The following is a 12,915-nucleotide window of genomic DNA, read 5'->3' as shown; positions in this document are numbered from 1 at the left end:
CGCCCGCGGCGGCTCAGGCGCCGCGCAGCCCGAAGAGGGTCTCGATCGTGAGCGGGTCGTGGCCGGTGAGGTCGCGCACGGCGGTCGTGACGCGGGACACCTCGCCCGACGCGAGCGACGTGTACGTGCTGACCCACGCGTCCGCCTGCCACGGCTCGGGCTGCCAGCGCTCGCGTGAGGCGTACGCCTCGTCGAGCGTCTCGTCGACGAAGGAGAACGGCCGACCGAGCACGACGGACAGCCGGGCCGCCGCCTCCGCGAGCGTGACGGCCTCGGAGCCGGTCAGCTCGTAGGTCGCGCCGGCGTGCGCCGAGGGCTGCTGCAGCACGGCCGCGACCCCGTCCGCGACGTCCGCCCGCGCGACCGCGGCGACGCGCCCCGAGCCGGCGGGCCCGCGGAGCACGCCCTGCTCGTCCGCGAACTCGGGCAGCACGTCGAGGTAGAAGGAGTCGCGCAGCAGGGTGACCTGCATGCCCGACGCGCGGAGCGCCTCCTCGGTGGCCCAGTGGTCGCGGGCGAGGGTGAAGACGGCGTCGGGGGCCGCGCCCTGGAACGACGTGTAGACGACCTGACCCACGCCGGCCTCGGCGGCCGCCGCGACGAAGTCGAGGTGCTGGGCCCGCCGGTCGGGCGCCTCGGCCGCCGACACCATGAAGAGGACGTCGACGCCGCGCAGCGCCGCGACGGAGGCCTCATGGTCGCCGTAGGTCGCCTCCGCCACCTCGGCGCCCTCCAGCCGCGGCGCCCTCGAGGCGTCGCGGACGACCAGGCGCTGCCGGACGCCGGCCTCGGCGAGCGCGGCCGCCACCCGGCCGCCCACGGCACCGGTCGAGCCGGTCACGCCGACGAGCGGACCCGACGAGGATGGACGGGGGACGGAGGAGGCGCCGGTGTCGGTCATGACGCTGCCAACGACCGAGACGGCCCCTCTGTTCCCACTCCCGGGCCGCCGGTGCACAGTCGGGAACGATCCTCGTCATCGACTGGCCCGCACACCTGTCGAGCGTCGGTCGCCGCCGGTAGGGTCGACGACGGCCAGCACCCGGCGGGCCGACCGGGTGACGTGAGGAGCGACGCATGGGCCACGACCACGCGCACGGCCACATGGCCGCCGACGGCCGTCGCCTGCGCCTCGCGATCGGCGTCGTCGCCCTGGGCCTCGTCGCCCAGCTCGTCGGTGCGGCCCTCTCCGGCTCGCTCGCGCTGCTCGCCGACTCCGGGCACATGGCCTCCGACCTCGCCGGCCTCGTGATCGCCCTGCTGGCGACGATCGTCGCCGCCCGCCCCGCGAGCGGCCGTCAGACCTACGGCTACCGACGCGCCGAGGTCTTCGCGGCGTTGATCAACGGCCTCGTGCTCGTCGCCGTCTCGCTCTCGGTGGCCGTCGCCGCCGTGTCGCGGCTCCTCGACCCGAGCCACCTCGAGGTGCTGGGCCTGCCGATGCTCGTCGTCGGCCTCGTGGGCGGGGCGACCAACGTCGTGGCGCTCCTCGTGCTGCGCGGCGGTGCCTCCCACTCGATCAACATGCGCGGCGCCTACCTCGAGGTGCTCGGCGACCTGCTCGGGTCGGCGGCGGTCGTCGTCGCCTCGGTCGTCGTGCTGACGACGGGCTTCGCCCAGGCCGACTCGGTGAGCTCGCTGATCATCGCGGCCATGATCGTGCCGCGGGCGTGGTCGCTGCTGCGCGAGGCCGTGCGCGTGCTCTTCGGCTCGGCGCCGGGCGACATCGACCTCGCGGCCGTGCGCGCGCACATCACCGACACGCCCGGGGTGGTCTCCGCCCACGACGTGCACGCCTGGCAGATCACCAGCGGCGCGACCGTCTTCTCCGCGCACGTCGTCGTCGAGCGCGACGTGTTCTGCGACATGCGCGTCGACGCGACCCTCGACGCCCTCGACAGGTGCCTCGCGTCGCACTTCGAGGTCGAGCACGCGACGTTCCAGCTCGAGCCGGCCGACCACGCCGAGCACGAGCGCACCACGCACGCCTGACCGTCCGGCAACGGGGCAGCGAGCCGAGGAGGCGCCGCTACAGCTCGTCCTCCCACGGCAGCGCCTGGGCGCGCGACACGGGCGCGAGCGGCACGACGACCACGGGTCGCGTCTGCCGGTGGCTGAGGTGCAGCGCCACGGAGCCGGCGAAGAACTCGCGCAGGCTCCCCCGGAGCCCTGCCTCCCGGCTGCCCACCACGATCATCGGCGCGTCGACCGTGCCCGCGAACGACGCGAGGCCCGTCGCGGGGTCGCCGGTCAGAGCGACGAACGCCACCGGTCCGGCGTGGTCGACCAGCACCGTGAGCAGGCGCTCGCGCAGCTCCGGCTCGAACGTGATCTCGTCGGCCCAGTCCTCCGGCGCGATCGGGTACGAGAGCACGGTCCCGTCGATGCTCTCCGCGAAGGCCATCCGGTCGGGCTCGACAGCCACGCAGGCGAGCCCGGTGCCGAACCGGCGGGCGAACTCCGCGGCCCGGGCGACGACGGCCTCGGCGGTGGCGGGGACGACGCCCACGACCACCCAGCCGTGCAGCTCCTCCGCCGCGTCGGCGACCTCTCCTGAGCGAGCCACGGCGACCACCTCTCCTGTTCCCGAGCGGCGGCGCCGCCGCGCGTGGCCACAGTGAACCACGCGGGATGCCCCGAGGGGAACCGTCGGACGGCCCGGTGCACGAGCCCTTCCGCCCGCGCCGCGACGAGAGCAGACTGGGGCCATGTGCGGCCGCTACGTCATCGCGAAGGCCACGTCGGACCTGATGCCCGACCTGCTCGCCGGTCTCGGGACCCTGCCGGACGACTTCAACGTCGCCCCGACCACGACGGTGCCCGTCGTGCGCACGCGACACGGCGAGCGCGAGCTCGCCCAGGCACGCTGGGGACTGACGCCGCCGTGGTACCCGGACCTGAAGAAGCGGCCCCAGCCGATCAACGCCCGCGTCGAGACGGTAGCGACGAGCGGGATGTTCCGACGGCCGTTCGCGCAGGCACGCTGCATCGTGCCGGCCCTCGGCTACTACGAGTGGGTCGTCACCGAGACGGGCAAGCAGCCGCACTTCGTGCACCAGCCGGACGCCGGCCTCGCCATGGCCGGGGTGATGAGCGCCTGGCCCGACCCCGCCGCGGACGAGGACGACCCGACGCGGTGGGTGCTCTCGATGTCGATCATCACCCGCGACGCCCACGTCGCGCCCGGCGAGGTCCACGACCGGATGCCGTCCTGCCTCACGCCCGACGCCTACGACGACTGGCTGGGCGACCACCTCGACACGGGCGAGCTGCTCGCGCTGCTCGACCGCGCCTCCTTCGAGGTGGCCCACGACCTCGTGCACCACGAGGTCACGCGCGACGTCGGCTCGGTGCGCAACACCGGCCCCCGCCTGATCGCCCCGCTCGCCTGACCCCCCAGCGCCGCAGGGGCGGCGGCGCAACGGAAGACACGCTGAACAGGAAAGGCCCCCCGACAGGAGGGCTTTCGCGGCGTTGCGCCGCAGGGGCAGCGGCGCGACAGAAGGCACAGCGAATGAAAAAGGCCCTCCAGAGGAGGGCCTTTTCGTTCGCGTGCGCGAGGGGGGACTTGAACCCCCACGCCCTTTCGAGCACTGGCACCTGAAGCCAGCGCGTCTGCCAATTCCGCCACTCGCGCGAACTCGAGAACATTATCATGTCCGAGCGCCCCGTCAGAGCACCTGCGGGGGCCGTCCACGCCGTCCGGCTAAGATCGGGCGACCAGCGACCCCCGAACCTGGAGACCCATGGGACTGCTCGACAACTTCGAACGCGGGCTGGAGCGCGCCGTGAACGGCGCCTTCGCCAAGACGTTCCGTTCGAGCGTGCAGCCCCTCGAGATCACGAGCGCGCTGCGGCGCGAGCTCGACACGAAGGCGGCCGTGGTCTCCCGTGACCGCATCCTCGTGCCGAACGAGCTCCTGGTCCGGCTCTCCCCGGCCGACCACGAGGCGATGGCCTCCGTGGGTCCCGCCCTGATCGACGAGCTCACGCAGCTCACGCAGCGTCACGCGACGGCGCAGGGCTACCAGTTCGCCGGTCCGCTCCGGGTCCAGCTCAGGGAGGACGAGGCGCTGAGCGTCGGCATCCTCGCCGTCGACTCGCGTAACGTCCAAGGCGACGTGAAGTGGCGCCCGTTCGTCGACGTCGACGGCACGCGCCACGCCATCACCGGCCAGCGCACCGTCATCGGCCGCGGCAGCGACGCGGACATCACCGTGCAGGACACGGGCACGAGCCGCAAGCACGTCGAGATCCTCTGGGACGGCCAGCGCGCGCAGGCCCGCGACCTGGGCTCCACGAACGGCTCGAAGCTCAACGGCGCACCGCTCTCCAAGGCCGCCCTGCAGCCCGACTCGGTCATCGAGATCGGTCGTACGCGTATCGTGTTCCGGGTGCTCCCCCAGTCATCGACGCCCGACCCCTTCGACGGGCCCGACGTCCGAGGGGGATCCTGGTGACCAGTGAGCTGACCCTCTTCGCCCTGCGCTTCGCCTTCCTGGCCGTGCTGTGGCTCTTCGTCTTCGCCGTCGTCTTCGCCCTGCGGTCCGACCTCTTCGGGCAGCGGGCGCGCAAGATGCCGACCGACCAGCAGCCGGGACGAGCCTCGTCGGCCGCCGCCGCGCCTCCTGCGCCCCGGCCCGTGTCCACGCCGGCGCCCGCGCAGCAGCGCCCGCCCGTCTCCCCGTCGTCCGACGGCGCCGCGACGCGCCTCGTCATCACGAAGGGCGCCAAGGCGGGACTCGAGATGCCGCTCGGCGACGGACCCCTCACGATCGGTCGGTCGCAGGAGAGCAACCTGGTGATCCGCGACGACTACACCTCGACGCACCACGCCCGGCTGATGCTCTGGAACGGACGTTGGGTCGTGCAGGACCTGGACAGCACGAACGGGACGTTCCTCGCGGACGAGCGCGTCACCGTCCCCACTCCGGTGCCGACGGGCGCCACGGTGACGATCGGGCAGACGAGCTTCGAGCTGCGACGGTAGCCGCCCGATGACGACGCCCAAGAGTGCCGCCCTGTCCAACGTGGGCAAGATCCGGTCCAACAACCAGGACAGCGGCTACGCCGGTCAGCAGCTGTTCGTGGTCGCGGACGGCATGGGCGGCCACGCCGGCGGCGACGTCGCCTCGGCCATCGCCATCCGCCGCATCCGCGAGACCGACAAGCAGTACACGTCTCCGGGCGACGCGGAATTCGCGCTGCAGTCGTCCCTGATCGCCGCCAACCAGCTGCTCGCAGAGACGGTCTTCGAGCACCAGGAGCTCACCGGCATGGGCACGACCGTGAGCGCGCTGCTCCGCGTCGGCGACAGCATGACGATCGCCCACATCGGCGACTCCCGCATCTACCTGTGGCGCGACGGCGAGCTGAGCCAGATCACCGCCGACCACACCTTCGTCCAGCGGCTCGTCGACAGCGGCCGGATCACGGCCGAGGAGGCGGCGGTCCACCCCCGCAGGAGCGTCCTGATGCGCGTCCTCGGCGACGTCGACGCGGCCCCCGAGATCGACACGGCCATCATCGGCACCCAGCCGGGCGACCGCTGGCTGATCTGCTCCGACGGACTGAGCAGCTACCTCGCCGAGGACCGCATCAAGAAGGCCCTCGCCGCCGGCCTCGACGCCGACCAGACCACGCGCCGCCTCGTCAAGGAGACCCTCGACCACGGCGCCCCCGACAACGTGACGGTCGTGGTCGTCGACGTCGACGACACCGGCGACTCGTCCGTCGAGCCCCCGGTCACGGTCGGCTCGGCCTCGGCTCCGCTGACGTTCGAGGGCGAGGCCGGTCGCAAGTCGCTGCGCCTGCCGACGATCCTGCTGCACCCCCTCAAGGTCGCCTCGACCCCGGAGGACAGCCACTTCGAGCCCGAGTCCGACGAGTACCTCGCCGAGCTCATCGCAGAAGACAGACGTCGGCGTCGCCGTCGCCGCGTCACCTGGCTGGTGGCGCTGGTCGTCGCCGTCGGCGCCCTCGTCGCCGGCCTGTTCCTCGCCTACCAGTGGACGCAGGACCACTACTACGTCGGCGAGCGGAACGGCACGGTCGTGATCTACAAAGGCGTCCAGCAGACGCTCGGGCCGATCACGCTGAGCGAGGTGCACGAGGTCACCGACGTCCGGGTGGACGACCTGCCGAACTACACGCAGCAGACCGTCGAGGACACGATCAACGCGGACTCGCTGGGCGACGCCCGCGCCATCGTCGAGAGGCTGGCCGATGCCGTCGCTCGATGACCAGCGGTCCGACGAGGCCTCCACCGAGCTGATCGGCCGTCCCGCAGGAGGCGCGGGGGCGTCCCGTGGACCCGCCCGCTCCTCCGGCGCCTCGCCTCGTGACCCCGGGCAGGCCCAGAACCTGACGCAGGCGATCACGCTGCGGCTGCGCCAGCCCGCGAAGCTGCGGAACCTGGAGCTGCTGCTGCTGATCGTCGCGGCCGGCATCTGCGCCGGGGCCATCGTCCTCGTTCAGCTCGGCGCGACCGGGGCGATCGACGCCTCCGTGCTGGTGGCCGGCTCCGCCGTGCTCGGCCTCGGGCTGATCTTCCACCTCGTGCTCCGGGTCGTCGCCCGCGAGGCCGACCCGTTCCTCCTGCCGATCGCGCTGACGCTCAACGGCATCGGCATCTCGATGATCTACCGCATCGACCTCGCCTACGGGCGCGAGGGCTGGGCCGCCTTCGGCATCAAGCAGATCGCGTGGACGGTCATGGCGATGACGATCGCGCTCGTCGCGCTGATCGTGGTGCGCAACTACCGGGTGCTCTCGCGGTACCGCTACATCGCGATGGCCGTGTCCATCGCGCTGCTCCTGCTGCCCCTGGTCCCCGGCCTCGGCCGTGAGGGGCTGAACGCGCGCGTCTGGATCGACATCGGCCCGTTCTCGTTCCAGCCGGGCGAGATCGCGAAGATCACGCTCGCGATCTTCTTCGCGGGGTACCTGGTGACCGCCCGCGACAACCTCTCGCTGATGGGGCCCAAGATCCTCGGCATGCGGTTCCCGCGTGCCCGCGATCTCGGGCCGATCCTCATCGTCTGGGTCGTCGCCATGGGCGTGCTGATCTTCCAGCGTGACCTCGGCACCTCGCTGCTGTACTTCGGCCTGTTCCTGGTCATGATCTACATCGGCACGGGCCGCGGCAGCTGGATCGTGCTGGGCCTCACGATGTTCCTCGGGGGCGCCATCGTCGCCAGCACGTTCCTCGGGTACGTCCAGGGGCGCTTCCGGGCCTGGCTCAACCCGTTCGACCCTGCCGAGTACACGGCCGACGGCGGCTCGTTCCAGCTCGTGACGGGCCTGTTCGGCTTCGCGAACGGCGGCCTCGTCGGCACCGGGCTCGGCCAGGGCCGTCCGCAGACGACGCCCCTCGCCGAGAGCGACTACATCTTCGCCTCGCTCGGCGAGGAACTCGGCCTGGCCGGGATCTTCGCGATCCTGGCGCTCTACCTGCTGCTCGTCTCCCGTGGCTTCCGCATCGGCTTCGTCGGCCAGGACGACTTCGGGCGGATGCTCGGCGTCGGCATCGCCTTCGTCATCGCCCTGCAGGTGTTCGTCGTCATGGGCGGCGTCACCCGGGTGATCCCCCTGACCGGGCTGACGGCCCCCTTCATGGCCGCGGGCGGCTCCTCCCTCGTGGCGAACTGGATCATCGTGGCGCTCCTGCTGCGGCTGTCCGACTCCGTCCGCGACCAACCGAGGCTGGTGATCGGCTGATGAACAAAGAACTCAAGCGCGTGAGCTTCGTGGTGCTCGCCATGTTCGTGGCGCTCTTCATCTCGAGCTCGTACATCACGACGATCCAGGCCGACACGCTGCGCGCCGACGGGCGCAACTACCGGTCCCTGCTCGCGAGCTACTCGGCCCAGCGCGGCCCGATCCTCGTGGGCGGCCAGCCCGTGGCGCAGTCGGTGCCCGTCGACGACGTCTACGAGTTCCAGCGGACCTACCCGCAGCCCGAGCTCTACGCCCCCGTGACGGGCTACTACACGCTCGGCCAGGGCTCGCGCGGCGTCGAGGACGCCATGAACCAGCAGCTGACGGGCAACGCCAACTCGCAGTTCTTCGACCAGATCAACTCCCTGCTCACCGGCCAGGACCCGGAGGGCGCCACGGTGAACCTCACGCTCGACCCCGCGGTGCAGCAGGCGGCGTACGACGCCCTCGGCGACAACTCCGGCTCGGTCGTCGCGATGGACCCGGCGACGGGCAAGATCCTCGCCATGGTGTCGAAGCAGAGCTACGACCCGAACCCGCTCGCGTCGCACGACCCCGCGGCGGTCAAGAGCTCGTACGACGCCCTCGTCGCCGACCCGTCCGACCCGCTGCAGAACCGCGCCATCCAGGGCGATCTCTACGCGCCGGGCTCGACCTTCAAGCTGGTCACGGTCGCCGCGGCCCTCGAGAGCGGCGACTACACCCCCGACAGCGAGTTCCCGAACCCGGCGACCCTGCAGCTGCCCGGCTCCACCTTCAGCATCAACAACGCCGAGGGCGGCAGCTGCGGAGGCGGCGAGACGGCCACCATCGCCACCGCCCTCCGCCTGTCGTGCAACATCCCCATGGCCCAGCTCGGGCAGGCGCTCGGCGCCGACGCCATGGCCGACCAGGCCGCGGCGTTCGGCTTCGGCGACGACTCGATCGACATCCCCCAGGCCGTCACGCCGAGCCGCTTCCCGGTCGAGCGCGACGGAGAGCCGATCGACGACGCCACCCTCATGCTGCAGTCGTTCGGCCAGGGCTCGGACCGGGTCACCCCCCTTCAGATGGCCATGGTCTCGTCGGCGATCGCCAACGGCGGCACGCTCATGGACCCGACGCTGATCGAGAGCGTCTTGAACCCGGACCTCAGCCCTGTGGAGGACTTCTCGCCCAGCGAGTACGGGAAGCCGGTCAGCACGGCGACGGCTCAGACGATGACCGACATGATGGTGCAGGACGTCGCGGACGGCGCCGCCAGCGGTGCGAGAATCGCTGGTGTCGACGTCGCGGGCAAGACGGGAACGGCCGAGAACGGCCCGGGCGACCCCTACACGTTGTGGTTCACCGGCTTCGCGCCGGCGGCGGACCCAGAAGTGGCCATCTCGGTTGTCGTCGAGAACGGCGGCGGACTCGGACAGTCCGCGTTCGGGAACAGTGTCGCGTCACCAATCGCGAAGAAAGTACTAGAGGCGGTGCTGAACAAATGAGACCTTCCGGCGGAATCACCTTCGGTGGGCGATACCAGTTGTCGACCCGCGTCGCCATCGGCGGCATGGGCGAGGTCTGGGAAGCCACGGACCTGGTCATCGGCCGCACGGTCGCGATCAAGATCCTCAAGGACGAGTACCTCGGCGACCCCGGGTTCCTCGAGCGCTTCCGCGCCGAGGCGCGGCACGCCGCCCTCGTCAACCACGAGGGCATCGCGAACGTCTTCGACTACGGCGAGGAGGAGGGCAGCGCCTACCTCGTGATGGAGCTCGTCCCCGGCGAGGCCATGTCGACCGTGCTCGAGCGCGACCGGGTGCTGCCCACCGACAAGGTGCTCGACATCGTCGCGCAGACCGCCTCCGCCCTGCAGGCGGCCCACGCCGCAGGCCTCGTGCACCGCGACATCAAGCCGGGCAACCTGCTCGTGACGCCCGACGGCCGCGTCAAGATCACCGACTTCGGCATCGCCCGCATCGCCGACCAGGTGCCGCTCACCGCCACCGGCCAGGTCATGGGCACGGTGCAGTACCTGTCGCCCGAGCAGGCGAGCGGGCACCCCGCGTCGCCGAGCACCGACATCTACTCGCTCGGCATCGTGGCGTACGAGGCGCTGGCCGGCCGGCGTCCGTTCACGGGCGAGTCGCAGGTCGCCATCGCGATGGCGCAGATCAACGAGCAGCCGCCGGACCTGCCCTCGACGGTGTCCGAGCCCGTGCGTCGCCTGGTGCTCTCCTGCATCGCCAAGAAGCCGGCCGACCGCCCCGCCAGCGCCTCGGCGCTCGCCCAGGCTGCCCGGGCCCTGCGTCGAGGCGACGTGGCCGCCGCCACCGTGGCGGTCCCGATGATCGGCATGGCCGCCGCCGGGGCGGGCGACGCCGCGACCCAGGCCTTCAGCGCCCAGGACGCCACCACCCAGCTCTACGACCCCACCGGCAGCACGCGCCAGCAGCCGGGCGCCGCCGCCTGGACGCCCGGCTCCGCCGACCCCGAGGCCCAGCGCGGCGAGGGCGACGAGCTGGACGACGAGAAGAAGCCGCGCAGCCCGTGGTTCTGGCCCCTCATCGTGCTGGGCGTCATCGTCCTGGTCGGTGTCGCTGCCCTCGTCGCGTTCGCGGTGAACTCGGACGACCCGGCGCCGGCCCCGACCACCCCGTCGTCTTCGGCCCCCGCGCCGTCCCCGTCGACCACGACGCCGGAGCCGGAGCCGAGCCCGACGACGGTCGCCGTCGACGAGAGCGCCTACGTCGGCCTCGCCGAGGACGACGCCCGCAGCCGACTCGCCGACCTGGGCCTCGACGTCCTCTCGGTCGACGCGACCACGCAGGCGCCCGACGAGGCCGCGGTCGGCACCGTCGCGGGCCTCGACCGCAGCGGCAACGTGCCCATCGGCGCCTCGGTGACGATGTACATCTACCGTGCCGCGCCGACGCCCCCGCAGCCCACGGCGCCGACCGCCTCCGCGCCCCAGGTCAGCGGCGACGGCCAGGAGCAGGTCACCATCTCGTGGCAGGCGTACGGCAACTGCCCCGTGGGCTACACGCTGACCGGGTACACGTACTCGGTCACGGGCGGCACGGACACCGCCGGTCAGACCAGCGGACAGCTCGGCACGAACGTCACGAGCGTGTCCGTGAAGTCGGCGACGCCCGGCAACATGACCGTCCAGTACGTCGCGGTGTGCGGCCAGCTGAGCTCGGCTCCGTCGGCCGGCGTCACGGTCACCGTGACGGCTCCCGCCATGAGCCCCAGCCCGAGCCCCAGCAACGGCGAGGACGGGTAGCGCGAGGGTCCGTCGTCCCGGCCCCGGAGGTCGCGACCGTCCCGGACGGTCGCGGCCTCCGTCGCGTCCCGGGGTGTCACGAAGCGCTGACAATCATCCCTCTGGCGTAGGCGGCGGCCCCGTCCGGGGGTCGAGGCCCGGATACACTGGGTGCGGTTCGGAAGGGTCGCGCAGGCAGCGGGGTCCCAGAGGGGAGACTGGCGCGTGGCTGAAGGCGTGAGAGAGGGCATCCACCTCCTCGCCAACCGGTACCAGATCGGCGAGCTGATCGGCCGGGGCGGGATGGCCGACGTCCACGTCGGGACCGACGCGCGGCTCGGCCGCCGTGTGGCGATCAAGCTGATGAAGCCGTCGCTCGCCACCGACCCCGCGTTCCGCACCCGCTTCCGCCAGGAGGCGCAGGCCGCGGCCCGCATGGCGCACCCCACCATCGTCCGCGTCTTCGACGCCGGCGAGGAGTCGACGCGGGACCGCAGCGGCCACGAGGTGCAGGTCCCCTTCATCGTCATGGAGTACGTCGAGGGGCGGCTCCTCAAGGACGTCGTCCGCGAGGGCCCGATGGACCCGACTGAGGCCGTCCGCATCACCGAGGGCATCCTGACCGCCCTCGAGTACTCGCACCGGGCGGGCGTCGTGCACCGCGACATCAAGCCCGGCAACGTCATGATCACGCACTCCGGCCAGGTCAAGGTCATGGACTTCGGCATCGCCCGAGCCATCTCCGACTCCTCCGCGACCGTCGCGCAGACGACGACCATCCTCGGCACGGCCCAGTACTTCAGCCCCGAGCAGGCACGGGGCGAGACGGTCGACGCCCGCTCCGACCTCTACTCGACCGGCGTCCTGCTCTTCGAGCTCCTCACCGGCCGCGCGCCGTTCCGTGGCGACTCCCCCGTGGCGGTCGCCTACCAGCACGTCAGCGAAGCGCCCGTGCCCCCGAGCACGGTGGCGCCCGCGGTCTCCCCGGCCCTGGACGCCGTGGTGCTCCGTGCCCTCGCGAAGGACCGCTTCGAGCGCTTCCAGACGGCCGCCGACTTCCGAGCCGACGTCCACGCTGCCGGCGAGGGTCGTGCGCCCGAGCGACGCCGGGCCGCGCCCGAGGCCGGCTCGACGCTCTTCGGCGTCGACCCGCACAGCCGGGTCGGCAGCGAGGCCGCGCTCAAGGAACTCTCCTCCGACGACAACGACCGACCGCAACGGACGCAGACCCGACCCCCGGTCGCCTGGATCTGGGCGGGCATCGTGCTCGTCGGCATCGTGATCGTGGCCGTGGTGTTCTGGGTGGTGAACCTCCAGCCGCCCCAGATCGACAACGCCCAGACCTCGACCATCCCCGTCGTCGCCGGCAGCACCTACGACGACGTCGCCGCCCAGCTGGGCGACCTCGACCTCACGGTGACGCGCACCGACGCCGCGAGCGACACCGTCGACGAGGGCCTCGTCATCTCCACCGACCCGGAGGCCGGCACGGCCGTGCTCAAGAACTCCGCCGTGGCCGTCACCGTGTCCTCGGGGCCCGTCCAGGTCGCGATGCCCGGCGTCGACGGCCAACAGCTCGACGCAGCCTGGGCCACGATCACCGCGGCCGGGCTCGTCCAGGGGCAGCAGGTCTCCGACTACTCGCCCGACGTCCCCGAGAACGGCGTGCTCGAGTCGACGCCGGCGGCTGGCACCCAGGTCGACGTCGGCAGCACGGTCGACCTCGTCGTCAGCAACGGCAAGGTGAACGTGCCCGACGTGACCCGCCAGTCGTTCGAGCAGGCCGTCGCGGTCCTCGGCGACCAGCTCGGCCTGACGGTCAAGTCGTACGTCGACCCCGGCTGCTCCGGTGGCAGCGTGTCCAACCAGTCCCTCCCGCCGGGAGACCAGCCGCAGGGTTCCGAGATCACGCTCGGCGTGTGCAGCGCAGGTTGACCCGCGGCTGCTGACGCCCACGCGCCCCG

The 12,915-nt window shown here is 72.1% G+C and carries 11 protein-coding genes and 1 tRNA gene; 9 read left to right on the top strand and 3 right to left on the bottom strand.

Annotation, left to right across the window (positions count from 1 at the left end; all coding sequences use genetic code 11):
- Positions 1-13 precede the first annotated feature (13 nt).
- Positions 14-901 carry an NAD(P)H-binding protein gene (locus EDF18_RS08325; protein ID WP_123547422.1) on the bottom strand — a complete coding sequence of 296 codons (888 nt, stop codon included), beginning with the start codon at positions 899-901 and terminating at the stop codon, positions 14-16.
- A 176-nt stretch (positions 902-1,077) separates the two neighbouring features.
- On the opposite strand from EDF18_RS08325, the gene EDF18_RS08320 reads away from it, so the two are divergent.
- Positions 1,078-1,992: a cation diffusion facilitator family transporter gene (locus EDF18_RS08320; RefSeq protein WP_123547421.1), complete on the top strand. Its 915-nt coding sequence runs from the start codon at positions 1,078-1,080 to the stop codon at positions 1,990-1,992.
- 37 nt (positions 1,993-2,029) lie between these two features.
- Here EDF18_RS08320 and EDF18_RS08315 read toward each other — a convergent pair whose 3' ends face one another.
- Entirely contained in the window at positions 2,030-2,566 is a 537-nt protein-coding gene (locus EDF18_RS08315; RefSeq protein WP_158614653.1) for a universal stress protein, read from the bottom strand.
- Between the two features lie 142 nt (positions 2,567-2,708).
- On the opposite strand from EDF18_RS08315, the gene EDF18_RS08310 reads away from it, so the two are divergent.
- Entirely contained in the window at positions 2,709-3,392 is a 684-nt protein-coding gene (locus tag EDF18_RS08310; RefSeq protein WP_123547419.1) for an SOS response-associated peptidase, read from the top strand.
- 161 nt (positions 3,393-3,553) lie between these two features.
- Here the strand turns inward: EDF18_RS08310 and EDF18_RS08305 are convergent.
- Positions 3,554-3,637: transfer RNA gene (locus EDF18_RS08305), tRNA-Leu, on the bottom strand.
- 109 nt (positions 3,638-3,746) lie between these two features.
- Here EDF18_RS08305 and EDF18_RS08300 point away from each other — a divergent pair.
- The 7 genes from EDF18_RS08300 to pknB all read left to right on the top strand — a co-directional run bounded on the left by EDF18_RS08300 (position 3,747) and on the right by pknB (position 12,886).
- Positions 3,747-4,460, top strand: coding sequence for a DUF3662 and FHA domain-containing protein (locus EDF18_RS08300; protein ID WP_123547418.1), 714 nt, complete (start codon positions 3,747-3,749; stop codon positions 4,458-4,460).
- Positions 4,457-4,990, top strand: coding sequence for an FHA domain-containing protein (locus EDF18_RS08295; RefSeq protein ID WP_369878222.1), 534 nt, complete (start codon positions 4,457-4,459; stop codon positions 4,988-4,990). Before EDF18_RS08300 ends, EDF18_RS08295 begins: the two co-directional genes overlap by 4 nt.
- Positions 4,991-4,997: 7 nt before the next feature.
- The gene (locus EDF18_RS08290) at positions 4,998-6,242 is read left to right on the top strand and encodes a PP2C family serine/threonine-protein phosphatase (protein WP_123547417.1); all 1,245 of its coding nucleotides are present in this window, start codon (positions 4,998-5,000) and stop codon (positions 6,240-6,242) included.
- Positions 6,226-7,719, top strand: coding sequence for an FtsW/RodA/SpoVE family cell cycle protein (locus EDF18_RS08285; RefSeq protein WP_123547416.1), 1,494 nt, complete (start codon positions 6,226-6,228; stop codon positions 7,717-7,719). Before EDF18_RS08290 ends, EDF18_RS08285 begins: the two co-directional genes overlap by 17 nt.
- Positions 7,719-9,191 (top strand): penicillin-binding protein 2, encoded by a 1,473-nt coding sequence (locus EDF18_RS08280; RefSeq protein WP_123547415.1) that lies wholly within the window; start codon positions 7,719-7,721, stop codon positions 9,189-9,191. Before EDF18_RS08285 ends, EDF18_RS08280 begins: the two co-directional genes overlap by 1 nt.
- Positions 9,188-10,972: a serine/threonine-protein kinase gene (locus EDF18_RS08275; protein ID WP_123547414.1), complete on the top strand. Its 1,785-nt coding sequence runs from the start codon at positions 9,188-9,190 to the stop codon at positions 10,970-10,972. The genes EDF18_RS08280 and EDF18_RS08275 overlap by 4 nt, the downstream gene beginning before the upstream one ends.
- Positions 10,973-11,176: 204 nt before the next feature.
- Positions 11,177-12,886 (top strand): Stk1 family PASTA domain-containing Ser/Thr kinase, encoded by a 1,710-nt coding sequence (gene pknB / locus EDF18_RS08270; protein ID WP_123547413.1) that lies wholly within the window; start codon positions 11,177-11,179, stop codon positions 12,884-12,886.
- The last annotated feature ends 29 nt before the right edge of the window (positions 12,887-12,915 follow it).

Source organism: Frigoribacterium sp. PhB107 (assembly GCF_003751515.1).
GTDB lineage: Bacteria > Actinomycetota > Actinomycetes > Actinomycetales > Microbacteriaceae > Frigoribacterium.
The sequence above is the reverse complement of the archived record's forward strand: the minus strand, read 5'-3'. Positions and strand labels throughout refer to the sequence as shown.